General features: G+C 67.6%; 24 protein-coding genes. 9 read left to right on the top strand and 15 right to left on the bottom strand.

Features of this window, described 5'->3' with window-relative positions:
* The first annotated feature begins 6 nt into the window (after positions 1-6).
* The gene (locus SJY20_RS17480; RefSeq protein ID WP_380788408.1) at positions 7-1,368 is read left to right on the top strand and encodes an ammonium transporter; all 1,362 of its coding nucleotides are present in this window, start codon (positions 7-9) and stop codon (positions 1,366-1,368) included.
* A gap of 292 nt (positions 1,369-1,660) precedes the next feature.
* Here SJY20_RS17480 and SJY20_RS17475 read toward each other — a convergent pair whose 3' ends face one another.
* Genes SJY20_RS17475 through recQ form a run of 3 tightly spaced genes read right to left on the bottom strand, consistent with a single transcriptional unit; the run spans position 1,661 to position 4,229 of the window.
* Positions 1,661-2,041 carry a hypothetical protein gene (locus SJY20_RS17475; protein ID WP_380788407.1) on the bottom strand — a complete coding sequence of 127 codons (381 nt, stop codon included), beginning with the start codon at positions 2,039-2,041 and terminating at the stop codon, positions 1,661-1,663.
* Complete coding sequence (locus tag SJY20_RS17470) at positions 2,038-2,466, bottom strand: TIGR01244 family sulfur transferase (protein WP_380788405.1); 429 nt, start codon at positions 2,464-2,466, stop codon at positions 2,038-2,040. Before SJY20_RS17470 ends, SJY20_RS17475 begins: the two co-directional genes overlap by 4 nt.
* Positions 2,463-4,229, bottom strand: coding sequence for a DNA helicase RecQ (gene recQ / locus SJY20_RS17465; RefSeq protein WP_380788403.1), 1,767 nt, complete (start codon positions 4,227-4,229; stop codon positions 2,463-2,465). Before recQ ends, SJY20_RS17470 begins: the two co-directional genes overlap by 4 nt.
* A gap of 125 nt (positions 4,230-4,354) precedes the next feature.
* Here recQ and SJY20_RS17460 point away from each other — a divergent pair, with 125 nt between their 5' ends.
* From SJY20_RS17460 to SJY20_RS17445, 4 genes are all read left to right on the top strand, one after another.
* The gene (locus SJY20_RS17460) at positions 4,355-5,314 is read left to right on the top strand and encodes a hypothetical protein (RefSeq protein WP_380788401.1); all 960 of its coding nucleotides are present in this window, start codon (positions 4,355-4,357) and stop codon (positions 5,312-5,314) included.
* Between the two features lie 102 nt (positions 5,315-5,416).
* Positions 5,417-6,490: a type I restriction endonuclease gene (locus SJY20_RS17455; RefSeq protein ID WP_380788399.1), complete on the top strand. Its 1,074-nt coding sequence runs from the start codon at positions 5,417-5,419 to the stop codon at positions 6,488-6,490.
* A gap of 103 nt (positions 6,491-6,593) precedes the next feature.
* Positions 6,594-6,893, top strand: coding sequence for an autorepressor SdpR family transcription factor (locus SJY20_RS17450; protein ID WP_380788397.1), 300 nt, complete (start codon positions 6,594-6,596; stop codon positions 6,891-6,893).
* Complete coding sequence (locus SJY20_RS17445; protein ID WP_380788395.1) at positions 6,869-7,525, top strand: SdpI family protein; 657 nt, start codon at positions 6,869-6,871, stop codon at positions 7,523-7,525. The genes SJY20_RS17450 and SJY20_RS17445 overlap by 25 nt, the downstream gene beginning before the upstream one ends.
* Position 7,526: 1 nt before the next feature.
* On the opposite strand, the gene SJY20_RS17440 is transcribed toward SJY20_RS17445, so the two are convergent.
* On the bottom strand, positions 7,527-9,347 hold the full coding sequence (locus SJY20_RS17440) for an ABCB family ABC transporter ATP-binding protein/permease (RefSeq protein WP_380788393.1): 1,821 nt from the start codon (positions 9,345-9,347) through the stop codon (positions 7,527-7,529).
* A 95-nt stretch (positions 9,348-9,442) separates the two neighbouring features.
* On the opposite strand from SJY20_RS17440, the gene SJY20_RS17435 reads away from it, so the two are divergent.
* The gene (locus SJY20_RS17435; protein WP_380788391.1) at positions 9,443-9,673 is read left to right on the top strand and encodes a hypothetical protein; all 231 of its coding nucleotides are present in this window, start codon (positions 9,443-9,445) and stop codon (positions 9,671-9,673) included.
* 98 nt (positions 9,674-9,771) lie between these two features.
* Here the strand turns inward: SJY20_RS17435 and SJY20_RS17430 are convergent, their stop codons facing one another.
* The 7 genes from SJY20_RS17430 to SJY20_RS17400 form a co-directional block, all read right to left on the bottom strand.
* The gene (locus SJY20_RS17430; RefSeq protein WP_380788390.1) at positions 9,772-10,716 is read right to left on the bottom strand and encodes a phytoene/squalene synthase family protein; all 945 of its coding nucleotides are present in this window, start codon (positions 10,714-10,716) and stop codon (positions 9,772-9,774) included.
* A complete protein-coding gene (locus SJY20_RS17425) occupies positions 10,713-11,294 on the bottom strand; it encodes a TIGR00730 family Rossman fold protein (RefSeq protein ID WP_380788388.1) in 582 nt (193 codons plus the stop codon). The genes SJY20_RS17430 and SJY20_RS17425 overlap by 4 nt, the downstream gene beginning before the upstream one ends.
* A 183-nt stretch (positions 11,295-11,477) precedes the next feature.
* Positions 11,478-12,968 (bottom strand): phytoene desaturase, encoded by a 1,491-nt coding sequence (locus tag SJY20_RS17420; RefSeq protein ID WP_380788386.1) that lies wholly within the window; start codon positions 12,966-12,968, stop codon positions 11,478-11,480.
* Positions 12,965-14,131 (bottom strand): lycopene beta-cyclase CrtY, encoded by a 1,167-nt coding sequence (crtY, locus tag SJY20_RS17415; protein ID WP_380788384.1) that lies wholly within the window; start codon positions 14,129-14,131, stop codon positions 12,965-12,967. The genes SJY20_RS17420 and crtY overlap by 4 nt, the downstream gene beginning before the upstream one ends.
* Before the next feature lie 76 nt (positions 14,132-14,207).
* Entirely contained in the window at positions 14,208-14,807 is a 600-nt protein-coding gene (locus tag SJY20_RS17410; RefSeq protein WP_380788382.1) for a DedA family protein, read from the bottom strand.
* Between the two features lie 120 nt (positions 14,808-14,927).
* The gene (gene gshB / locus SJY20_RS17405) at positions 14,928-15,878 is read right to left on the bottom strand and encodes a glutathione synthase (RefSeq protein WP_380788380.1); all 951 of its coding nucleotides are present in this window, start codon (positions 15,876-15,878) and stop codon (positions 14,928-14,930) included.
* 99 nt (positions 15,879-15,977) lie between these two features.
* Positions 15,978-16,358, bottom strand: a complete 381-nt coding sequence (locus tag SJY20_RS17400; RefSeq protein WP_380788378.1) for a YraN family protein — start codon at positions 16,356-16,358, stop codon at positions 15,978-15,980.
* A gap of 171 nt (positions 16,359-16,529) precedes the next feature.
* Between SJY20_RS17400 and SJY20_RS17395 the strand changes: the two genes are divergently transcribed.
* Positions 16,530-16,964, top strand: coding sequence for a VOC family protein (locus SJY20_RS17395; RefSeq protein ID WP_380788376.1), 435 nt, complete (start codon positions 16,530-16,532; stop codon positions 16,962-16,964).
* An 86-nt stretch (positions 16,965-17,050) separates the two neighbouring features.
* Here SJY20_RS17395 and rsmI read toward each other — a convergent pair whose 3' ends face one another.
* Positions 17,051-17,893 carry a 16S rRNA (cytidine(1402)-2'-O)-methyltransferase gene (rsmI, locus tag SJY20_RS17390; protein WP_380788374.1) on the bottom strand — a complete coding sequence of 281 codons (843 nt, stop codon included), beginning with the start codon at positions 17,891-17,893 and terminating at the stop codon, positions 17,051-17,053.
* Positions 17,894-17,966: 73 nt separating this feature from the next.
* Between rsmI and SJY20_RS17385 the strand changes: the two genes are divergently transcribed.
* Positions 17,967-19,118, top strand: coding sequence for a penicillin-binding protein activator (locus SJY20_RS17385; protein ID WP_380788769.1), 1,152 nt, complete (start codon positions 17,967-17,969; stop codon positions 19,116-19,118).
* Positions 19,119-19,332: 214 nt separating this feature from the next.
* Here the strand turns inward: SJY20_RS17385 and hemW are convergent, their stop codons facing one another.
* Complete coding sequence (gene hemW, locus SJY20_RS17380) at positions 19,333-20,502, bottom strand: radical SAM family heme chaperone HemW (protein WP_380788373.1); 1,170 nt, start codon at positions 20,500-20,502, stop codon at positions 19,333-19,335.
* Between the two features lie 40 nt (positions 20,503-20,542).
* Here hemW and SJY20_RS17375 point away from each other — a divergent pair, with 40 nt between their 5' ends.
* A complete protein-coding gene (locus SJY20_RS17375) occupies positions 20,543-21,100 on the top strand; it encodes a CAP domain-containing protein (protein WP_380788371.1) in 558 nt (185 codons plus the stop codon).
* A 131-nt stretch (positions 21,101-21,231) separates the two neighbouring features.
* On the opposite strand, the gene rdgB is transcribed toward SJY20_RS17375, so the two are convergent.
* On the bottom strand, positions 21,232-21,867 hold the full coding sequence (gene rdgB / locus SJY20_RS17370; RefSeq protein WP_380788369.1) for an RdgB/HAM1 family non-canonical purine NTP pyrophosphatase: 636 nt from the start codon (positions 21,865-21,867) through the stop codon (positions 21,232-21,234).
* Positions 21,864-22,580 (bottom strand): ribonuclease PH, encoded by a 717-nt coding sequence (gene rph, locus SJY20_RS17365; RefSeq protein ID WP_380788367.1) that lies wholly within the window; start codon positions 22,578-22,580, stop codon positions 21,864-21,866. Before rph ends, rdgB begins: the two co-directional genes overlap by 4 nt.
* Positions 22,581-22,775: the final 195 nt, after the last annotated feature.

Below are 22,775 nucleotides of genomic sequence, written 5' to 3'. Positions count from 1 at the left end.
GACACGATGAAGCATGATTTGAAGACCGCCGCGACCGCGGTACTTGGGTTCGGCGCTGCGATGATCGCCGCCGCACCCGCCTGGGCCCAGGACGTGGCGGCACCCGCGGTGGCGCCGGTCGTCGCGCCCGTGGTTGCGACCGTGAACAAGGGCGACACCGCCTGGATGATGACGTCGACGCTGCTGGTGTTGATGATGATCGTCCCCGGCCTCGCGCTGTTCTACGGCGGCCTAACCCGCGCCAAGAACATGCTGTCGACGATGACCCAGATCGGCGCGGTCGCGTGTCTCGCGATGCTGCTGTGGGTGATGTACGGCTACACGATGGCGTTCGGCGACGGCGGCGGCGAGTATATCTCGGGCTTCGGCAAGGCGCTGCTCCGCGGCATCACGCCGGACTCCACCGCGGCCACCTTCACCGCGGGCGTGGCGATCCCCGAATACGTCTTCATCTGCTTCCAGATGACGTTCGCCGCGATTACCGTCGCGCTCGTGCTCGGCTCGGTCGTCGAGCGGATGAAATTCTCGGCCGTAATGGTGTTCGCCGCGGTGTGGCTGACGATCGTGTATTTCCCGGTCGCGCACATGGTGTGGGCATCGGGCGGCAAGTTCTTCAAGATGGGCGCACTCGATTTCGCCGGCGGCACCGTGGTCCACATCAACGCCGGTGTCTCGGCGCTGGTCGCAGCCCTCATCCTCGGCAAGCGGATCGGCTACCCTGCCGAGCGCATGGCGCCGCACTCGCTGACGATGACGGGTATCGGTACCGGGTTGCTCTGGGTCGGCTGGTTCGGCTTCAACGCCGGCTCGGCACTCGAGGCGAACGGGTCTGCCGCGCTCGCGATGCTCAACACCTTCGTCGCCACCGCGGCCGCCGGGCTTGCCTGGATGCTGATCGAGCGCGTCAACGGTCACAAGGGTTCGGCACTGGGCTTCTGCTCTGGGATCATCGCCGGTCTCGTCGCGGTGACGCCTGCTGCGGGCAACTCCGGCCCGTTCGGTGCGATCATCCTCGGCGGGGTCGCTTCGGTGGTCTGCTATTACGCGGTGACCTTCCTCAAGCCGAAGCTCGGTTATGACGATGCGCTCGACGCGTTCGGCATCCACGGCATCGGCGGCATGATCGGCGCGATCGGCACCGGCATCGTCTACGCCCCGGCGTTCGGCGGCCCCGGCAAGCCAGATTTCGCAATCGGTCATCAGCTCTTCGTCCAGATCGCGGCGGTCGCCACGACCATCGTCTGGGCGGCGGTCGGTACCGTCATCGCGATCTATGTCGCCAAGGCGCTGACCGGTTTGCGGGTCTCCGAAGAAGTCGAGCGCGAAGGCCTCGATCTCGGCGAACACGGCGAGCGCGCCTACAACTGATCGGGAGCGGGCCGCAAGCGCCCGCACCCCACCGACGTTCCTCCTGCGGACGACCTTGGCCCGGTACGGAAACGTACCGGGTCTTTTTTTGTTGATCGTCGAAGGCGACCTTCGGCCAAGTTGGGAGGGCGTCCAAACCACACCGTCATCCCGGGCTTGTCCCGGGATCCAGAGTTACCAAGGCCAACGCTCCGTTACCCTGGATCCCGGGACGAGCCCGGGATGACGATGGGTGGGGTGCTTGGATCTGCCTAGGCACGGCCCCCGCATTCGCGGAGCCTGGGGCGACGAACTAAGGCGCCAGCCGCCGGATATCGAGCACGTCGATCCCCGCCAGCGCGACGTCGCCCAGCGCCCGGTCACCGGTCTCGACCAGAATCCCGCCAGCGGTCGCGCGGACGTCGCGCCATGCGACTTCCCGTACCACCAGCTTCCGCCGCAACCGCTTCGCAGCCGCGACGCGGCCGTCGCCGCTCATCGCCAGCGCGCCCTGGCCATCGGCACCGACCACCGCGCCGCTGACCGCGAACCCGCGCAGTGCCGCTTCGGCGGCTTCCGCCACCTCTTCGGGGGTATCGATCCGCACCGGGCGCCGCACCGCGCGCCAGCCTGCGCCGACACCGCCCAGCACCACCACCGCACCAGCCACCGCGGCCGGCAGGATCCAGTTCATCGCGGGCCCGCGAGTGCGTCCAGCATCGGGCGGATCGTACCAAGATCGTAACCGGCGTCCTCGGCCTGCGCCATCAACAGGTTCGGGTTGCGCCCGGCCTTCGCCGCCGCCAGCGCCCATAGGTTGCAACTGCGCGTGCCCGACCGGCAATAGGCCAGCACCGGGCCGTCCGCGGCACTCAGCGCATCGGCCATCGCGTCGAGCTGGGGATGCGAAAAGCCCGCATGCGTCACCGGGATCGCGACGTACTTCAGCCCTGCCGCTTCCGCCGCCGCCTGGATCTCGGCGCCGCTCGGTTGGCCAGCCTCCTCTTCGTCGGGACGATTGTTGACGATCGTCTTGAACCCCGCCGCGGCGATCGTCGCGACGTCGGCGACCGAAATCTGGGGTGCGACCGAAATGCTTTCGTTGACGGTACGGATCATGCGAAGTCCCGGATCACCTGGAGGAAAGCGTCGCCATAGGCCTCGAGTTTCCGCGCGCCAATGCCCGATAGCATCGCCAGCTCGGCACCGCTCTTCGGCCGCACCCGCGCCATGTCGCGCAGCACCGAATCGTGGAAGATCACATAGGGCGGGACACCGCCGTCCTTGGCCAGATCGCGGCGGCGCAGACGCAGTTCCTCGAACAGAGGATCGTCGATCGGGTTGGGTACCGCGCCCGGCGCGGCCTTGCGGCGGCGCTCGCGTTTCGGCGGCACGATTACCGACAGCGTCGACTCGCCCTTCAGGATCGCCTTGGCCGCGGGGCCGAATTCGAGCCCGCCATGCGGGTTGGTGCGCAGCGCATCCTTGATCATCAGCGCGCGCGACACCGGCTTCAGCAGCGCCACCTCGTCGCCCTCGACGATGCCGTAGACCGACAGCGCCTCGTGCCCGTTCATCAGGCTGCGCTCGCTCGACACGCCGGTCAGGATGCCCTCGATATAGCCGACGCCGAACATCTGCCCGGTGCGGAACACCGCCGACAGGAATTTCCGCGCGGTCTCGGTGGCGTCGACCGCATCGACATTGCCGAGGCAGTTGTCGCAATTGCCGCAATCCTCGAGCCGTTCCTCTCCGAAATGCTTAAGCAGGATGCGACGGCGGCATCCCGCGGTCTCGACCAGCCCGCCCATCGCGGTGAGGCGCTGGCGCTCGCCCGCCTGCCGCTCGGGCTCCACTTCCCCAATCCGCTGGCGTGCGCGCGCGAAATCCTCGGCGCCCCAGAACAGGTGCGCGATCGCCGGATCGCCGTCGCGGCCCGCGCGGCCGGTCTCCTGGTAATAGGCCTCGATCGACTTCGGCAGCCCGGCATGCGCCACGAACCGCACGTCGGGCTTGTCGATCCCCATCCCGAACGCGACGGTGGCACAGATCACCATGTCCTCCGACGCGACGAAGTCCGCCTGATTCTTGGCGCGGACGTGCGGGTCGAGCCCGGCATGATAGGCGCGCGTCGGGCGCCCGCTGCGGCCCAGCGCCTCGGCCAGCTTCTCGGTCGCGGCGCGGGTCTGCGCATAGACGATCCCCGGCCCCGGGATCTTCTCGAGGATATCGGCGATCTGGCGGTTGACGTTGTCGCGGGCGGAAATCGCATAGCGGATGTTCGGGCGGTCGAACCCCGAGATGATCAGCCCGTCCTTGGGCAGTCCCAGCTGTTCGAGGATGTCGGCGCGGGTATGCGCGTCCGCGGTCGCGGTCAGCGCAAGCCGCGGCACGTCGGGGAAATGATCGAGCAGCGGCCGCAGCAAACGGTAGTCGGGGCGGAAATCATGGCCCCATTCGCTGACGCAGTGCGCTTCGTCGATCGCGAACAGGCTGAGTTTCGCCTGGCTTAGCAGGTTGCGGAAACTTTCGTTCGAGGCGCGCTCGGGCGCCACGTAGAGCAGGTCGAGATCGCCGGCGCGGAACCGTGCGATCGTCTCCTCGCGATTGGTGTCGACCGAGGTCAGCGTCGCCGCCTTGATCCCCACCGCGGTCGCCGCGCGCAGCTGGTCATGCATCAGCGCGATCAGCGGCGAGACCACCACGCAGGTCCCCTCCAGCATCGTCGCGGGCAGCTGATAGCAGAGCGACTTGCCCGCGCCGGTCGGCATCACCGCCAGCGTCCGCTCGCCCGCCAGCACGCGGTCGACGACGTCGCGCTGCACCCCGCGGAACTCGGGAAAACCAAAGATACGCTGCAGGTCGGGAAGGGGGTCGAGCATCCCAGCCGATCTAGGCGTCGCGCGGGGCCCCGTCGAGGGCGGGCATACATTCCTTGGCGGGCGGAAAGTCGTTGCGATCGCGGCACGATCTGCGACATCGTTCGCGATCGGCTTGGGAGAATGGCATGACGGGTTTGGTTTTGCGTGGTGCTGTCGCGGTGCTCGTCCTGGTCGGGAGCGCGGTGTCCGCCGCCGACAAGGCTGCGCCAGTCCGCGACGTGCCGGTCGGTGGCATGATCGCTGCGACCATCGACGGCAAACCGGTCACGCTGCGCGCCGATCCGGGCGCGCCCGGGCTGGTCCTACTGACCACCGCCACCGCCGAGACGCTCGCGTTGAAGACCGGCGCGCTGATGCTGGGCTATTCGGTCGGCGGGCAGGGTGCGATGCAGGCGACCACGGTGCGGCCGATGCGTTTCGGCGCCACGCAGGTGAAACGCCGGATCGGCTTTCCCAGCCGCAAGAAGGGCGAGACCAACCCGCGCTGGATCGCGCGCGCCTATGCCGATGTCGGCGATGGCAGCATCGGGCCGGGGTCGCTGCCCGAACCGGTCGTGCGGTTCGCGCTACGGACACCGCACGCCGGCGAACGGACGGTCGCGCTACCGATGGTCGATGGCGGCGGGCTGTTCGGGCGGCTGTCGGGCGAGTTCGCGCAGATCGTGATCGCCGGCCAAGCGGTGCGCGTCCGCTTCGATCCCTATCATCCGCGGACCACGGTCACCGCCAACGCCGCGACGCTGATCGCCGAGGCGCAGGGCGGCACGTTCAGCGGCGCGTCGGCCCCGGTCGAGATCGCGTTCGGCATTTCGCGGCCAGTGCGCACGATGACGCTCGCCAAGCCGCTCGCGATCGGACCGCTGGCGGTCGCGACGCTCGGCGTCCGCACCGGCGACGTCGGCAGCGCGGCCTCGATCCCCGAAGCGGACGCCGCGGCGCCCGACCCGGACGAGATCGTCGTCACCGCCAAGGGCAAGCGCGACCCCAAGCGCGACCGGCTGACGCTCGGCGCTGACGTGCTCGACCGGTGTTCCTCGATCGTGTTCGACCAGAGGGCGAAACAGGTGCGGCTGACCTGCGGGTAGACCGCAGTCGATCCAAATCCGACCAGCTTGTCCGGGCCGGACGGTGGACCGCCTTCCTTCGGCCCTGCATCCATTCTCGCCACATCCACGGGGGGAATGCGCATGGAACTCAGCATCCGGCTGGCCGAACTGCAGAAGCGGACGATCGAACATCGCGAGGTGCTGCTGACCGAGGAGGCGGCAAAGACCGCGCTGGTGATGCCGTTCCTCCAGTCGCTCGGTTACGACGTGTTCAATCCATCCGAGGTGGTCCCCGAATTCACCGCGGATATCGGCACCAAGAAGGGCGAGAAGGTCGACTATGCGATCTGCGCAGGCGGGAAAGTGTCGATCCTGATCGAGTGCAAGCCGTCCTCGGTGCAGCTCAACGTCAATCATGCCGGCCAGCTGTTCCGCTATTTCAGCGTCACCGACGCGCGGCTCGCGGTGCTGACCAACGGCGTCGTCTACCAATTCTATTCGGACATCGAACGCCCGAACAAGATGGACGACAAGCCGTTCTTCACCTTCACGATGGACGCGATCAAGCCTGCCGACATTCGCACGCTGGAGAAATTCACCAAGGCGGCGTTCGACATCGACAAGATCGTCCAGGAAGCGGGCAACCTCAAGACGCAGTCGCTGATCCGCCAGGAGCTGGAGAAGGAGTTCGCCGAACCCTCCGACGAGTTCGTCCGGATGATGGCGCAGCGCGTCCATGGCGGGCGGCTGACGCCGGCGATCAAGGACGGCTTCGCCAAGCTGCTGGCCCCCGCGATCGCCGCGCTGATCCGCGATTTCGTCACCGACCGGCTGTCGTCCGCGTTGCAGGCCTCGGCCCCGGTCGAGGACCTGCCGGACGGCGGATCCGACGATCCGTCCGACGGCGACGGCATCGTCACCACCGCGGAGGAGATTTCGGGGTTTCACATCGTGCAGGCGATCGCATCCCGGCTGGTCGACCCGAAACGCGTGATCGTCCGCGACGCCAAATCCTACTGCGCGATCCTGTTGGACGACAACAACCGCAAGACGATCGCGCGAATGCACTTCAACGGCATCACGACGAAGTATCTCGGCATGTTCGTCGGCAAGGACGAGACGCGTCACCTGCTGTCGGACCTGACGCACATCTATCAATATTCCGCGGCGATCGAGGCGCGATTGCGCGAGTTGGATGGGTCTATTCCGGCTTAGCGGGGCTCGGTCTCAACCCTTCGCGAAATGAACCAGGCGCAGATGATCCCAGGAAGAATTTAGCAGCCTTGCTAATTAGTCCTATCGCTAATAATGTCTTCGCATGGACTCGGTCTTCGACGCTCTCGCGCATCCGACGCGCCGCCGTATTCTCGAGCTGCTCAAGCGCGGCGCGATGACGGCGGGACAGTTGGCGGAGGCGTTTGCGGTGTCGAAGCCGACTATGTCGAACCACTTCGCCAAGCTGAAGGCGGCCGGGCTGATCCAGGCCGAGCAGCGCGGCACGTCGATCGTCTATTCGCTCGACCTGTCGGTGATGGAGGAGGTGGTGATGGGCTTCATGGGCCGGCTGCGGGTCGGCGATCAGGAGGGGGACACATGCGCTACCGAAACCTCGTCATAGCCTCGATGCTGACCGCGGTCGGGCTCGCCATCGTCGCTGCGGTCGCGCTGGGGCGGCTGCCCGCGGGGACGCAGTTGCCGACGCATTGGGGGCCGGACGGCACAGCCGATCGCTTCGCCGATGCGGGCACCGCGTTGTTCATGCCGGTCGGGCTGACGGTCCTGCTGTCGTTGATGATGGCATCGCTGCCATCGCTGGAGCCGTTGCAGGACAAGCTCGCGCAATCCGCGCCGCTATACCGCACTGCTTGGGCCGGGCTGCTCGGCGTGATGGTCCTCGTCGAAGCGCTGGTCGCATCGCCTGCGTTCGGGATCGCGCTGCCGACGACGACGATGCTGGCGGGCATCGGCGTCTTCCTGGCGGCGCTCGGCAACGTGCTGCCCAAGTCGCGTCCCGGGTTCTTCGTCGGGATTCGCACGCCCTGGGCGATCGTCGATCCGGACAACTGGATTGCGACTCACCGCTATGGCGGGCGGATCATGATGGCGGCGGGGCTCTCGCTCGTCGTGCTGGCCGCGTTGCCGATGCGCGGCGAGACGCGCGCATCGTTCGTCGTCGCGATCCTGCTGGTCACGGTGGCGACGCCGGTGATCTACTCGTTCTTCTATTGGCGGACGTCGCGGCGGGTGTGAGCTATTCCGCCGCCAACGCGGTCTCGTCGCGCTCCTGCGCCTGGCGCGCCCACATTTCGGCGTAGATGCCGCCGCGGCGTAGCAGGTCGGCGTGAGTGCCCTGTTCGGCGATGCGGCCGGCGTCGAGCACGACGATCTGGTCGGCCTGGACGACCGTCGACAGGCGGTGCGCGATGACGATCGTGGTGCGGCCGCGCTCGATCCGTTCGAGCGTTTCGAGGATCTCGGCCTCGGTGCGGCTGTCGAGTGCGCTGGTGGCTTCGTCGAGGATCAGGATCGGCGGGTTCTTGAGCAAAGTGCGGGCGATCGCGACGCGCTGTTTCTCGCCGCCCGACAGTTTCAGCCCGCGTTCGCCGACGCGCGTGGCATAGCCTTGCGGCTGGCGCTCGATGAACTGCGCGATCGCGGCGCCGCGTGCGGCCTCCTCGATCTCGGGGGTGTCGGCGCCCTCGCGGCCATAGGCGATGTTGTAGCCGATGGTGTCGTTGAACAGCACGGTGTCCTGCGGCACGATGCCGATCGCGGACCGCAGGCTGGCCTGCGTGACCTGCGCGATATCCTGCCCGTCGACGGTGATCCGTCCGTCCGTGAGATCGTAGAACCGGTACAGCAGCCGCGCGAGCGTCGATTTCCCCGCGCCGGATCGTCCCACCACCGCGCAGGTCGTGCCCGCCGGTACGTCGAGCGTCAGGTCGGTAAGGATCGGGCGACCCGCGTCATAGCCGAACGAGACGTGCTCGAACCGGACATGCCCAGTGGTGACCGTGAGCAACCCGGCGTTGGGCGCATCGCGGATCGTCGCGGGGGTGTCGATCAGGTCGAACATCGCCGCCATGTCGAGCGCACCCTGGCGGATGGTGCGGTACACCATCCCGAGCAGGTCGAGCGGGCGGAACAACTGTGCGAGCAGCGTGGAGACGAACACGACGTCGCCGGCGGACGCCAGCCCGCGGCTCCACCGCCACACCACAAATGACATGCCGCCCGCCAGCATCAGGTTGGTGATCGCGGCCTGGCCAAGGTTCAGCCAGGCAAGCGAATTCTCGCTCTTCACCGCAGCCTCGGCATAGGCGGCGATCGCGCCGTCATAGCGTTTCGCCTCGCGTTCCTCGGCGCCGAAATACTTCACGGTCTCGAAATTGAGCAGTGAATCGACCGCGTGCGCGACCGCGCCGGTATCGAGGTCGTTCATCCGTGCGCGCAGGGCGTTGCGCCAGTCGGTCACCATCCGCGTGAAGAGGATGTACCCGACCACCATCACCATTGTCGCGACGACCAGCGGCCAGCCGAACTTGGTCCAGAACAGGCCGAGCACCAGCGCGAGTTCGAATACCGTCGGGGCAATGTTGAACAGGAGGAAATACAGCATCGTGTCGATGCTCTTGGTGCCGCGCTCGACCACTTTGGTGACCGCGCCGGTGCGGCGCGAGAGGTGGAAGTCGAGGCTGAGCGCGTGGAGGTGGCGGAACACCTGCGCCGCCAGCCGCCGCGTCGCATCCTGCCCGACACGCTCGAACACCGCGTTGCGGAGGTTGTCGAACAGCGTGGTGCCGAACCGCGATGCCGCATAGCCGACCACCAGCAGCACGACGAGCGTCAGCGCGCTGCGATCGGTTCCCGCCATCCGGTCGACCGCGTATTTCAACGTGAACGCGGCGCCGAACACCTGGATCAGCTTCGACGCGATCACGAGCAGCATCGCGACGACGATGCGCGCCTTCAGCTTCGGCTGCCCCGCCGGCCACAGGAATGGCAGGAAGCGGCGCAGCGTCGGCAGCAGGGGCTGGTCGGCGCGGGTGGGGGTGAAGGTTTCGGGAGGCATCGGTTCACCCGATGTAGGCGCGGTCAAGCCCGGGCGAAAGCATTTGGGGGAACAATCCTGCCGTTTCGTCGCTTTTACAGGCAAGGGAGACGATCATGGAACCGCTGTTCTACGTCATGGCTATCATGGGTTGCGGCGACGGCAACGTCCAGTGCACCGAGGCCCGGATCGTCCCCGCGCGCTATGAGACGATGGCGCAATGTCGCGCAGCCCTGCCCGACCAGTTGGCGCAGAATACCGATGTTCCGTATCCAATGATCGGTGCGAACTGCCGGACCGCCGGGTCGCAGATTGCGAAGTCGGGTAAGGGCAAGACGCAGGGCTAACCTCCACGTCCGTCATGCCGGGCTTGTCCCGGCATCCAGAGCCGCGAGCGCTGCGTTCCGTAACCCTGGATCCCGGGACGAGCCCGGGATGACGGCGGTTATCTAGGACGGGTCCACAATTCAGGATCGCGCGGCGTCCGCGGATAGAGTTTTTCCCGCTGCGCAGCTTCGCGCGCCGCCGTCGCGATGAACACCAGTTTCTGCCACCCCGACGTCGTGACGCGGTGGTCCCACGCGTGTTCGCCGCGCGCGGCAACCTCTCGCCCGATCGCGCCGTAGATCCCCGCCGCCGACAGCACCGCCCAGGCCGAGCGGAACGACAGCGCCGGCGTACCCTGTCGTGCGCTCGCCTCGAACGCAGCGCCGCGTGCCGCCATGCGCTTGGTGAGCACCGCGAGCCGCGACCGGAACGGCGGTTTCATGTGCTGGCCGGGCGGAAAATCCATCTCGACCAGCCAGTCCTCGGGGACGTAGCATCGCCCGACGCGGTCGTCCTCCTCGATATCGCGCGCGATGTTGGCGAGCTGGAACGCCATCCCCAGGTCGCAGGCGCGATCGAGCGTGTCCTCGTCGTCGGGGTCGACGCCCATCACCACCGCCATCATGCAGCCGACGACGCCGGCGACATGGTAGCAATATTTGTAGAGGTCGTCTTCCGATCGCGGCCGCCATTCGCGCGCGTCGAGCGCGAAGCCCGCGATCAGGTCGCGCGCGAAGCGATGCGGCATGCGCGTCTCGGCGGCGACGATGCGCAGCGCGTCGAATGCGGGCTCGCCGACGATCTCGCCCGCCAGCGCCGCCTCGGTCATCGCCGACAGTCGCGCCAGACGCTCGGGCGCATCGTCGACGACGGTCATGCCGTGGCCGTGATCCTGGCCATCGGCGATGTCGTCGCACGCCCGGCACCAGGCGTAGAGCAGCCAGGCGCGTTCGCGGGTGGGCTTGTCGAACAGCCGGCTGGCGGCGGCGAAGCTCTTCGACCCGCGTGCGATCGATTCCTGCGCGGCGGCGACGATCGCGTCGCGCGAGGGGAGGGCGGTCACAGGTCCGACGCGTTCATCCGGATGATCGGCTGGGTCGGCACGTGCGCCCCCATGCGGTCGAGCAGCACATCGAGCGTGTCCGCGACGATCAGCAGGTCGCGGTGCTGCGCGCGGAGGAAGCCGACCTCGCCCATCTTTTCCCAGAACGCGATCAGGTGATCGTAATAACCCGCGGTGTTGAGCAGCCCGACCGGATCGGTGTGATAGCCAAGCTGTGCCCAGCTCAGCGCCTCCCACAATTCGTCCATCGTGCCGGTGCCGCCGGGGATCGTGACGAAGCCGTCGGCGAGTTCGGTGAACTTGGCCTTCCGGGTGTGCATGCCGTCGACGACGTGGAGTTCGGTGAGCCCGCGATGCGCGACCTCGGCATCGACCAGCGCCTGGGGGATCACGCCGATGACTTCACCGCCGGCCGCCAGCGCGCTGTCGGCGATCGCACCCATCAGCCCGAGCCGGCCGCCGCCATAGACCACGCCGATCCCGCGTTCGGCGAGCGTCCGCCCGATCTCCCGGGCGGCGTCGATATAGGTGGTATCGGCCGGCGTCGCCGACCCGCAATAAATGGCAAGTCTCTTCATGGCGTCAGCGCTACGCGACTGGGATAGCCTGCATCAAGGAAGAACTGGGTTCACGCGGAGACGCGGAGACGCGGAGGATGTTCCGCCCGGAACGGGCTGTACTCGTCCCAACGTTGGTTGGTGTGACGGTCGCTTCGCGACGAACGCAACACCTCCGCGTCTCCGCGCCTCCGCGTGAAAACCCTATCGTTCTTCCTCGAGCATAAGCCGAGCGGTCGCCTTCGCGCTGCCGACGACGCCGGGGATACCTGCGCCGGGGTGGGTGCCGGCGCCGACGAAATAGAGGTTCGGGATCGCCTCGTCGCGGTTGTGGACGCGGAAATAGGCACTCTGGGTCAGGACCGGTTCTAGCGAAAACGCCGACCCCAGATGCGCGTTCAGGTCCTGCGCGAAGTCGCTCGGCGCGTAGCTGAACTTGGTCACGATCCGCTCGTGGATGTCGGGGATCAGCCGGCGCCCAATCTCGTCGAGGATGCGCTTTTCGAGGATCGGGGCGATCTCGTCCCAGTCGACCGGGAATTTCCCCATGTGTGGCACCGGCGCCAGCGCATAGAAGGTCGAATGCCCCTCGGGCGCCAGGCTCGGGTCGGTCACGGTCGGGTGGTGCAGGTACAGCGAGAAATCCTCCGCCAGCACACCGTGGTCGTAGATGTCCTCGAGCAGCCCCTTATAGCGCGGGCCGAACAGGATCATGTGGTGCGGGATGCCGGGCCAGGTGCCCTTGATCCCGAAATGCACGACGAACAGCGACGGGCTGTACTTCTTGCGCTCCAGCGACGCCTTCTTGCGCTGCGAGCTGCGCGAGGTGGCGAGCAGGTCGCGATAGGTGTGCATGATGTCGCTGTTCGCGGCGATCGCATCGGCGGTTCCCGACCAGCCGCTCGCGCAGGTGACGCCGGTGGCGCGGTCGCCCAGCGTCTCGATCGAGGTCACCGGATCGTCGAGCCGCAGCACGCCGCCCAGCCGTTCGAACTGGGTGACCAGCGCCGCCACCAGCCGGTTGGTGCCGCCGCGCGCGAACCACACCCCGCCGTCGCGCTCCAGCTTGTGGATCAGCGCATAGATCGCGCTGGTCGTCATCGGGTTGCCGCCGACCAGCAGCGTATGGAACGACAGCGCCTCGCGCAGCTTCTCCGACTTCACATAGCTCGACACGATCGAATAGACCGACCGCCATGCCTGGTATTTGGCGAGGCTCGGCGCCGCCTTGATCATCGACCCGAAGTCGAGGAACGCGACATGGCCGAGCTTCTCATACCCCTCGCGGAATACGCCGGCGGAGTAATCGAGGAACTTCAGATACCCTTCCCAGTCGCCCGGATGCAGCTTCTCGATCTCCGAGCGCATCAGCGTGTCGTCGTTGGTGTAATCGAAATTGGTCCCATCGGGCCAGTTGAGCCGGTAGAACGGCAGCACCGGATCGAGCGTTACGTCCTCGGCCATGTCGCGCCCGCTCAGCGCCCAGAGTTCGCGCAGGCAGTCAGGATCGGTGATCACGGTGGGGCCGGCGTCGAAGGTGAACTTGCCTTCCTCGGTGTCGCGCTCCCAATAATATCCCCGCCCGCCGGGCTTGTCGCGGCTCTCGACGATGGTGGTCTGGACCCCGGCGGATTGCAGCCGAATCGCGAGCGCCAGCCCGCCGAACCCTGCACCGATGACGATGGCTGTCTTCATGATTGCATACTGCCTGCGATGGCGCGGAGCGCGCGCGAGATGGGGACGGGGGGCTTGCCGGTAAGGATTCGCGCCTTGTCCATCAGGGTCGACTCTCCGGCATAGAAGCGACCGATCAGACGGGGCGATAGCGTGTAGAAGCGTTCGAGCACCCGGTAGCGTTCCGCCGGTTCTGCCGCGCGGAACAACATCGTGTCGAGCATCCGGTAGAAGCCGCGTGCCGCCCATGTTTTCCGTGCCAGGTCGTGCGTCGCTTCGTATAGCGCGGCGCCCGAAAAATCGCGCCGATCGGCCAGTAGCGCGGCGGTTCGCACCGCATCGGGCAGCGAATAGCCGGTGGTCGGATGGAACAGCCCCGCGCGCATCCCGACCTTGGCGATCCGCGCGCCGCTCGACCGCCAATAGGCATCGAAATCGCCGCCCCAGACGACCGGCAGCACGCCCGCTTCGATCCGGCCTTCGCGCTCGACGCTCCAGCCGCGCGCGGCGGCATAGGCATCGATCCGGGCGGTCAGCGTCGCGACGTCGAGATCGGGCGTATCGCTATAGTAGGTGTCCTCGACGAACATCAGGTCGTCGGCGAACGGCAGGCAATAGACGAAGCGATAGCCGTCGATCTGTTCGACGGTCGCATCCATCACCCGCGGCAGTAGTGCCTGATGGGGGGCAGAGAGGGCCAGTTCGCGCCCGACGAACTTCTGCCAGCCGAGCGACAGCGTCGACAGGTCGCCCGGGCCGCGCGCGTCGATCACGCCTTTGGCCTCGATCCGGCCACCGTCCGCCAGCACCACCGCGGTCGCGCTTACCCCGAGCACCTTGCGCCCGAGCATCAGCGCGTGGTCGGGCAACGCCCGTCGCACCGCGGCGTCGAGTTTCTCGCTGCGGATCGAATAATAGGTCTCGTCGATCGTCCGCGCGTGAAGCGGGAAGGCGATGTCGTATCCGGTCCACGCATGCGCGACGAGCGGCGCGACGATCCAGCGGTCGGCGGCGGCGACGTCGCTGCCGAAGAACGACCAGATATGGTTGCCGCCGACGACCTCGCCCGCATCGACGATCCGCACGTCGAGGTCCGGGTGCTTGCCCTTCAGCGCCAGCGCGACCAGTCCGCCCGCAAGGCCGCCGCCGACGATCGCAACGTCGCAGGTGATCGTCGTTCCCATGCCTTCGACTATCGCAATCCGCGAACGTCGAGAAGACGTGCTTTTGCACCCTGGGACGTTTCGTCCAGGGGCGGATCTAGCCCTTCGGTTTCCAGGTGAGCACGCGCCAGCCATAGCCAACGACGATCACCACCATGATCGCGACCGCGACCGGGCCGACATAGCGATCGAGGTCGCCGAAATGCGCGCCCATAGCGATGCCGGCATAGGCGAGGATGGTGTTCCAGATCGCGGTGCCGGCCGCGGTCCACAGCAGGAATTTCCAGACCGGCATTCGAGTCATTCCCGCGGGCAGCGAGATCACGGTGCGGAAGGTCGGCATGAAGCGGAACACGAACACCACCCAGATGCCGTGCCGCACGAAGAACGCGTGGAGCCGCTCGACGTCGCGCCACTCCAGCGTCAGCCAGCGACCGTGGCGCGCGATGAACGGGCGGAAGCGTTCGTAGCCGATGTGCCGGCCGAGATAATACCAGAAGTAGTTGCCCGCGACCGAACCCGCGGTGCCCCAGGCGACCAGCGGTAGCAGCGCCATGTCGCCGCGCGCGACCGCCATGCCGCCAAGGCCCATGATGACTTCCGAGGGCACCGGCGGGACGATGTTCTCGAGCGCCATCAGCAGGAAGATGCCGATGTAGCCGCCCCAGGCGATCAGGTTGAGGATGAACTCGGTCATGTCGTCTTTTCCCCTCCCGCTTGCGGGAGGGGGCAGGGGGTGGGCTCGCGGTCTCGGCGGTAGCTGGTGTGGATGGCGCAAGCCCACCCCCTGCCCCTCCCGCGAGCGGGAGGGGGGAAGTTAGCCACGCACCTTCGCCTCGATCGCGTCCCAGATCATTCCCGCGACATCCGTCCCATCGAACTTCTCGATCGCGACGATTCCGGTCGGCGAAGTCACGTTGATCTCGGTCAGCCACTTGCCGCCGATCACGTCGATGCCGACGAACAACAGCCCGCGACGCTTGAGCTCCGGCCCGAGCACCCGGCAGATCTCGATCTCGGTCGCGGTCAGCACGGTCTTCTCGGCCGAGCCACCGACCGCGAGGTTCGATCGGATCTCGCCTTCGCCGGGCAGCCGGTTGATCGCGCCGGCGATCTCGCCGTCGATCAGGACGATGCGCTTGTCGCCCTTGGCGACGTCGGGAAGGAACGCCTGGACCATGTGCGGCTCGCGCCAGGTCATGTTGAAGACCTCGATCAGCGCGGACAGGTTGGCGCCGTCGGATTCGACCTTGAAGATCGCCTTGCCGCCATTGCCGTGCAGCGGCTTGACCACGATCGCGCCGTGCTCGGCGAGGAACGCACGCGCCTCGTCGAGGCTGCGGGTGACCAGCGTCGGCGGCATGAACTGCGGATAATCGAGCACGAACACCTTTTCGGGCGCGTTCCGGACCTGTGCGGGATCGTTGACGACCAGCGTCTTGCCGGCGATCCGCTCGAGCAGGTGGGTGGCGGTGATGTAGCCGAGGTCGAACGGCGGATCCTGGCGCATCAGCACGACATCGGCGTCGTCGCCGAGGTCGAGCTGGACCGGTTCGCCGAAGCTGTAGTGATCGCCGTCGACGCGCTGCACGGTGACCGGATGCGCCTTCGCCCAGACCCGGCCGTCGCGGTAGTTGAGGTCCTCGGCGCCGTAATGGAACAGCGCATGGCCGCGGGCCTGCGCGGACAGCATCAGCGCGAAGGTCGAATCGCCGACGATGTTGATGTCGGCGATCGGGTCCATCTGGACGGCGACGTTGAGGGGCATGGGCGTTCCTGTTCCTGCGTCGTCACCCCCGCCTTCGCTGCGGTGACGGAGATTTACGAGGGGGATGTAGGGTTGGTCGGTGTCGCTGTCACCCAGTCCTCACGGCTGCCACGCATTCTCGATATGTCGCGGCCGCGTGCCGGGCGCGAGCAGGATGACGTCGACGCGGATGTCGTCGCCGGGCCCGGCATAGGTCGGCATCAGATATTCCGCGGCAGCGGCAACGCGCGCGAGCCGGCGCTCGTCGATCGCGAAGTTGAGTTCGGCGGCGGTCGCGCGGGTCTTCACTTCGACGAACGCGACCAGATTGCCTTTGCGCGCGACGATATCGACCTCGCCTGCGGGCGTGCGCACGCGCCGGTCGAGGATCCGCCAGCCTTTGAGGCGTAGCCACCAGCCAGCGAGTCGCTCCCCACGCCGCCCCGCCGCCTCCGCCCTTTGGCGCGCGTCCGTACTTCGGGCGGGGCGGGGGCGCTGCATGCTGGGAGTGTGACGGGGCGGACGGTGATCGACAAGCGAGGTGTTCGGAACGGCGTACGTCCGCTATCGCCCAAAAGCGAACATTCACACCGCCCTTGCGGCATTCTACAACGGACGCTCATTCGTTATCCAAACCATCCGACTCGGAGTTGGTTCAAAGGGAGAGCCTCGGTGGCCAAGACGATCTTCGTGAACCTGCCCGTTGCTAACGTCGCCAAAGCGACGGCGTTCTACGAGGCGATCGGCATGACCCGGAACGAGCAGTTCTCGAACGAACAGGCGTCGGCAATGCGTTGGTCCGACGAGATCAGCTTCATGCTGCTCGCGCACGACTTCTATGCGACCTTCACGTCCAAGCGGATCGCCGACGCGCAAACCACCAGCGAGGTGCTGCTCTGCCTGTCACGTGATAGCCGAGCCGATGTCGATGCGATCGTCGAGGCGGCGTTGGCCGCCGGCGGCACTGAACCACGCCCGGTGCAGGACATGGGCTTCATGTACGGCCGCGCTTTCGAGGATCTAGACGGCCACGTCTTCGAGCCGATGTGGATGGACCCTGCCGCAACGGCGACGCCGAGCGAGCAGACGCAGCCAGCTGCGGTCTGATATTGTCGCCGCTGACCGCTAATCACCACTTTCGGCCGTTCGCTGACGTGGCCGGTTGAGCTCTGGCGGTGCGCAGCGGCACCAGCTCATCCCTTCATCTCAAGCGCCCGCGCGTAGAGCGTCTTGCGGTCTAGGCCGAGTTTCTTGGCGACTTCGCTGGCGGCCTGACCTGTCGAGAGCCGCGTCAGGGCTTCGGCGAGCGCGGTGTCGCCGTCTTCCTGGCTGGCGGGGGGGGCTTCGCCGGGGGGGGCGATGACGATGACGATTTCGCCGCGTGGCGGGATGTCGGCGTAGCGGGCGGCTAGCTGGGTAAGGGTGCCCGTCACCGCTTCCTCGAACTTCTTGGTGATCTCGCGCGTCACGGCGGCTTCGCGGTCGCCCAGGCCTTCGGCGAGGGCCAAGAGGCAGGCGGAGAGGCGGGGGCCGGATTCGTAGAGGACCAGCGTCGCGCGGATGGGGGCGATCTCGGCGATCGCTTCGGCGCGGGCGTGGGCCTTGGAGGGGAGGAAGCCGACGAACAGGAAGCGATCGGTGGGCAGGCCTGCGAGCGTGAGGGCTGCTACCGCGGCGCACGGGCCCGGGATCGTCACCACCAGATGCCCAGCGGCGCGGGCGTCGCGGACCAGCTTGAAGCCGGGATCGGAAATCAACGGCGTGCCGGCGTCGGAGACCAGCGCCACCGCCTCGGTCGCCATCCGTGCGATCAGGCCGGGGCGGACGCCTTCCGCGCTGTGGTCGTGGTACGGCGTCATCGGGCGCTTGATGCCGATATGGTGCAGGAGCTTTGCGGTGACGCGGCTGTCCTCGACCGCGATGACGTCGGCGCGCGACAGGATGTCGGCGGCGCGCGCGGTCAGATCACCGAGATTGCCGATCGGCGTCGCGACGATGTAAAGGCCGGGTTCGAGAGGATTTTGGGGGATGGTCATGGCAGAGGCATCGATATCGCAACGCGGGCGGGCCGTCACGTTCGGGGTCGCCACGTTGGGGATCGGGCGCTGGATGGTGATCGCAGCGGGCGGCCTGCTGGCGGCGTGCCAGACGATCGTGCCCAAGGGCCCGGTGTCGTCGTCGCAGCAGCGCCCGACGACGCGCCCCGCGGCGGACCGGCCGATCGGCGTCGAGGCCGGAATCCCGCGCGATGCCGAGCGTAACCGCGTCGCGCTGCTGGTGCCGCTGTCGGGTGGCAATGCCGGCGTCGGCACCTCGATCGCCAATGCGACGATGCTGGCGCTGATGGATACCCAGAACCAGCGCGTCCGGATCACCAACTACGATACCGCGACCGGGGCGGCGGCGGCGGCGCAGCGCGCGATCGCGGACGGTGCACAGCTGATCCTGGGTCCGTTGCTGGCCGACGACGTCCGTGCGGTCGCGCCGATCGCGCAGGCGGCGAAGGTGCCGGTGATCAGCTTCTCCAACGATACCGGGGTGGCGGGCAACGGCACGTTCCTGATGGGCTATGCGCCGACCCAGTCGATCTCGCGCGTGGTCGATTTCGCCAAGAGCCGCGGCGTCACCAACTTCGCCGGGCTGGTCCCGAACGGGCTGTACGGCGAGCGCGCGTCGACGGCGTTCCTGCGCGCGGTCGAGGGCGCGGGCGGGCAGGTGGTGTCGCTGCAGACCTATGCGCGCACCGCTGGTGGCGTTACCGGCGCGGCGACGCGGCTGGCGGCTAAGGCGCCCTACGATGCGGTGCTGATCGCCGACAGCGGCGCCACCGCGGCGCAGGCGGCGGGGCTGGTCAAGCGCGGCGCGGGTGCGTCGACGCGGGTGCTGGGCACCGAGCTGTGGAATTCGGAGAGCGGGCTTGCCGGCAAGCCGTCGCTGGCGGGGGCGTGGTATGCCGCGGTGTCGGACACGCTGTACCGACAATATGCCGCCAAATACCGCGCGCGGTTCGGCGCCGGGCCGTACCGGCTGTCGAGCATCGGCTATGATTCGGTGCTGCTGACGGTGCGGATCGCGCGCGACTGGCGGCCGGGGACGGCGTTCCCGGTCGGTCGGCTGCGCGATGGCGACGGGTTCTCGGGGATCGACGGCGCGTTCCGGTTCGGGCGCGACAGCATCGCCGAGCGCGCGCTGGAGGTGAAGGAGATTCGTGGGGGGACGACGACGGTGGTGTCGCCGGCGCCGAGCGGGTTTGGGGGGTAATCCTCTCTTTCGTCATCCCAGCGAAGGCTGGGATCTCGTGCGGCAGGGGCGCCGTTTGAACCGCAAGAGACTCCAGCCTTTGCTGGGGTGACGGGCGGGGGTAGCGCTTACCGGTCGCACCGTGGTCGGTTCTCCTGCGAAAGCAGGAGCCCAGGATCACGGGCGATGACGTTCGTTACCCTGGGCTCCTGCTTTCGCAGGAGAACGGCGCCCGTTAGGCGGTCACGATCTCCGGCAGGATCGCGTCCAGTAATAGCGCGCCGGCTTCGGTGACGCGGAGGCGGCCGGGGGTGTGGGCGATCAGGCCGAGCGCTTCCAGCCGCGCGATTGCGGCTAGGTCGACGGGCACCACGCCTTTGTTCAATCGCGTGATGCGGTCGAGGTCGACGCCTTCGGTCAGGCGCAGGCCCATCAGCAGCGCTTCGGTGGCGCGTGTCGCGGGGGTCAGCGGGTCCTCGACCTCGAGGCCGTGGCCGTTGCGCTCGACCGCGCCCAGCCAGTTTTCCGGCTTTTTCCGACGGACCGTGGCGAGCCCGCCGCGGCGGCCGTGCGCGCCGGGGCCGATGCCGGCATAATCCTGATAGCGCCAGTAAGCGAGGTTGTGCCGGCTCTCCGATCCCGGCCGGGCGTGGTTCGAGGTTTCGTACGCCGGCAGCCCGGCGGCGGCGGTTTCGGCGCGGGTCGCTTCGAACAGGTCGGCGGCGCTGTCGCCGTCGGGGATGGTGATGCGCCCGGCCAGCGCCTCGGTCGCGAAGCGCGTGCCGGGTTCGATGGTGAGCTGGTAGAGCGACAGATGCTCGGTGCCGAAGCCAATCGCGCGCGCCAGTTGCGCGCGCCAGTCGGCGATGCGCTGGCCGGGCAGCGCATAGATCAGGTCGAAGCTGACGCGCGGGAACACGCTCTGCGCGACGGCGAGCGCGGCCTGGCCCTCGTTCACGTCATGCGCGCGACCGAGGAACGCCAGGGCCTCGTCGTCGAGCGACTGCAGCCCGAGCGAGACGCGGTTGACCCCGGCGCGCGCGAGATCGGCGAAGCGCGCCGCCTCGACCGAGGACGGGTTCGCCTCCAGCGTGATCTCGATTCCGTCCGCGAACCCCCACGCCTTCTCCGCCGCGTCGAGTACCGCGGCAACCGTCTCGGGCGGCATCAGCGACGGCGTGCCGCCGCCGAAGAAGATCGACTGGAGTTTGCGGCCGGGCAGCACGTCGGCTTCATGCGCGAGGTCGGCGAGCATCGCGGTGCGCCATGCGGCCTGGTCGACGCTGTCCCGGACATGGCTGTTGAAGTCGCAATACGGGCATTTCGATACGCAGAACGGCCAGTGGACGTAGAGCGCCAGATCGGAGCGGGCGGGGTCGGAGCTTGGCGTTTGGGTGGAGACCATTATCTCGGGCATATGGTCGCGGTGGCCGGCGGAGGGAAGCGTGAAGGCTCTGGGACTGGTATTGGCCGCGGTGGCGTTGTCACTTGCGGGATGTGCGCAAGGGCCGGCGCGCGTGGTCGAGCCGCGCACGACGCAGGGTCCGGCGCCACGCGGGGCCGGGTTGCTGAAGGCCGCGATGATGCAGGGCCACAACGGCGCGCGGGCGGCAGTCGGCGTGGCGCCGCTGGTGTGGAGCGATACGCTGGCGGCGAGCGCGCTGGCCTATGCCGAGACGATGGCGCGAAGCGGGCGGTTCGAACATGCGGTGCAGCCGCTCGGCGCGGGGCGCGAGGGCGAGAATCTGTGGACCGGCACGCGCTATGCCTATGCGTACCCCGAAATGATCGGGCATTGGCTCGCCGAGCGGAAGGACTTCGTCAACGGCGTGACGCCCGCGTTCAGCCGAACCGGCAAATGGGAGGACGTCGCGCATTACACGCAGATCGTATGGCGCGACTCGACGCAGGTCGGGTGTGCGGTGGCGAGCAGCTTGACCGACGATTACCTGGTGTGCCGGTACTCACCGCCGGGGAATGTGGTGGGCGAGCGGACGTACTGATGCGTCGCGACGCGTAACGTGGTCCCCCCGTCATGCCAGCGAAGGCTGGCATCTCCCGCCTGAGCCGGGTGGGCTGCAGCGGGAGACCCCAGCCTTCGCTGGGGTGACGGGTAGAGTTCGCGGGCGAGGCTCTAGAACACTGCGGCTTCCATCAGCTTGAACGCGGCGTTGCGGTGGCTGATCTCATTCTTGGTCTCGTGCGGCAGCTCGGCATAGGTCTGGTCGTAGCCGAGCGGCTGGAACACCGGGTCGTAGCCGAACCCGACTTTCCCGCGTGGGGGCCAGACCAAAGTGCCGTCGGCGCGGCCTTCGAACCATTCGACATGGCCGTCGGGCCAGGCGAGCGCGAGCACGCTGACGAAATGCGCGCTGCGGCTCGCATCGGGGCCCTTGGCCTGGACCGCGTCCTCCACCTTCTGCATCGCCATCACCCAGTCGCGGCCGGTCGGCGTTTCGGCCCAGTCGGCGGTATAGACGCCGGGATCGCCGCCCAGCGCCTCGACGCACAGCCCGCTGTCGTCGGCGAGCGCGGGATAGCCCGACAGGTCGGCGGCGGCGCGGGCCTTCAGCTCGGCGTTGGCGAAGAAGGTGGTGCCGGTCTCGGCCGGCTCGGGCAGGTCGAGTTCGGCAGCCGAGACGACGTCGAGGCCGCGACCTTCGAGCAGCGCCGCGATCTCGCGGACCTTGCCCTGGTTGTGGCTGGCGATGACCAGCTTGCCGGGTTTCAGCTTGCGGATCGCCTGTGGCACGGCACCTTCGCCGCTCATGCCTTTACGGCCTTCTCCTGCGCGGCGAAGATGTCCGCACAACCGATGCGGGCGAGGCGGAGCAGGCGGAGCAGCGCTTCCTCGTCATAGGTCGCGCCCTCGGCTGTCGCCTGCGCCTCGGCGATGTTGCCGTTTTCGAGGAGCACGAAGTTCGCATCCGCATCAGCGCCCGAATCCTCGATATAGTCGAGGTCGAGCACCGGATTGCCCTTGTAGATCCCGCAGCTGATCGCCGCGACCTTTTGCGTCAGCGGGTCGGCGGTCAGCTTGCCGCTCGCCATCAACCCGTCGATCGCCAGCCGCAGTGCGACCCAGCCACCCGAGATCGACGCGGTGCGCGTGCCGCCGTCGGCCTGGATCACGTCGCAGTCGATCACGATCTGGCGCTCGCCGAGCAGCTTGAGGTCGACGACGGCGCGAAGGCTGCGGCCGATCAGCCGCTGGATTTCCTGGGTGCGGCCCGACTGCTTGCCCTTGGCGGCCTCGCGGTTGTTGCGGGTGTTGGTCGCGCGCGGCAGCATGCCGTATTCGGCGGTGACCCAACCCTCGCCCTTGCCGCGCATGAACGGCGGCACCTTTTCCTCGACGCTGGCGGTGACCAGCACCTTGGTATCGCCGAAGCCGATCAGGACGGAGCCCTCGGCATGCTTGGTGAAGCGCGGCTCGATCGTGATCGCACGCATCTGGTCTGGGGCGCGGCCGGATGGGCGCATAGTCTTATCCTAACGGGAGTGAGTGGTTGCCCGCTGCCTAGCCTTTCGTTTGGTCGCTCGCCAGCCTTCGCCCAGGATATCTCCGTCATCCTGACGAAAGTCAGGACCCAGGGTAACCGCAGACTGTCCTTTGTGGCTCTGGGTCCTGACTTTCGTCAGGATGACGGAGTGGGTGAGGTGACGCGGGATTCGGAT

Origin of the sequence: Sphingomonas sp. R86521 (assembly GCF_042466235.1) — a bacterium.
Lineage (GTDB): Bacteria > Pseudomonadota > Alphaproteobacteria > Sphingomonadales > Sphingomonadaceae > Sphingomonas.
The sequence above is the reverse complement of the archived record's forward strand: the minus strand, read 5'-3'. Positions and strand labels throughout refer to the sequence as shown.

Coding starts and splice junctions, on each gene's coding strand:
- SJY20_RS17420 (WP_380788386.1), bottom strand. CDS start 12,968: ATGAAGACAGCCATCGTCATCGGTGCAGGGTTCGGCGGGCTGGCGCTC.
- SJY20_RS17400 (WP_380788378.1), bottom strand. CDS start 16,358: ATGCAGCGCCCCCGCCCCGCCCGAAGTACGGACGCGCGCCAAAGGGCG.
- SJY20_RS17475 (WP_380788407.1), bottom strand. CDS start 2,041: ATGAACTGGATCCTGCCGGCCGCGGTGGCTGGTGCGGTGGTGGTGCTG.
- SJY20_RS17480 (WP_380788408.1), top strand. CDS start 7: ATGAAGCATGATTTGAAGACCGCCGCGACCGCGGTACTTGGGTTCGGC.
- SJY20_RS17410 (WP_380788382.1), bottom strand. CDS start 14,807: ATGACCGAGTTCATCCTCAACCTGATCGCCTGGGGCGGCTACATCGGC.
- SJY20_RS17450 (WP_380788397.1), top strand. CDS start 6,594: ATGGACTCGGTCTTCGACGCTCTCGCGCATCCGACGCGCCGCCGTATT.
- gshB (WP_380788380.1), bottom strand. CDS start 15,878: ATGCCCCTCAACGTCGCCGTCCAGATGGACCCGATCGCCGACATCAAC.
- SJY20_RS17425 (WP_380788388.1), bottom strand. CDS start 11,294: ATGAAGAGACTTGCCATTTATTGCGGGTCGGCGACGCCGGCCGATACC.
- SJY20_RS17470 (WP_380788405.1), bottom strand. CDS start 2,466: ATGATCCGTACCGTCAACGAAAGCATTTCGGTCGCACCCCAGATTTCG.
- recQ (WP_380788403.1), bottom strand. CDS start 4,229: ATGCTCGACCCCCTTCCCGACCTGCAGCGTATCTTTGGTTTTCCCGAG.
- SJY20_RS17460 (WP_380788401.1), top strand. CDS start 4,355: ATGACGGGTTTGGTTTTGCGTGGTGCTGTCGCGGTGCTCGTCCTGGTC.
- SJY20_RS17445 (WP_380788395.1), top strand. CDS start 6,869: ATGCGCTACCGAAACCTCGTCATAGCCTCGATGCTGACCGCGGTCGGG.
- SJY20_RS17455 (WP_380788399.1), top strand. CDS start 5,417: ATGGAACTCAGCATCCGGCTGGCCGAACTGCAGAAGCGGACGATCGAA.
- rdgB (WP_380788369.1), bottom strand. CDS start 21,867: ATGAGCGGCGAAGGTGCCGTGCCACAGGCGATCCGCAAGCTGAAACCC.
- SJY20_RS17385 (WP_380788769.1), top strand. CDS start 17,967: ATGGTGATCGCAGCGGGCGGCCTGCTGGCGGCGTGCCAGACGATCGTG.
- rsmI (WP_380788374.1), bottom strand. CDS start 17,893: ATGACCATCCCCCAAAATCCTCTCGAACCCGGCCTTTACATCGTCGCG.
- hemW (WP_380788373.1), bottom strand. CDS start 20,502: ATGGTCTCCACCCAAACGCCAAGCTCCGACCCCGCCCGCTCCGATCTG.
- crtY (WP_380788384.1), bottom strand. CDS start 14,131: ATGGGAACGACGATCACCTGCGACGTTGCGATCGTCGGCGGCGGCCTT.
- SJY20_RS17435 (WP_380788391.1), top strand. CDS start 9,443: ATGGAACCGCTGTTCTACGTCATGGCTATCATGGGTTGCGGCGACGGC.
- rph (WP_380788367.1), bottom strand. CDS start 22,580: ATGCGCCCATCCGGCCGCGCCCCAGACCAGATGCGTGCGATCACGATC.
- SJY20_RS17440 (WP_380788393.1), bottom strand. CDS start 9,347: ATGCCTCCCGAAACCTTCACCCCCACCCGCGCCGACCAGCCCCTGCTG.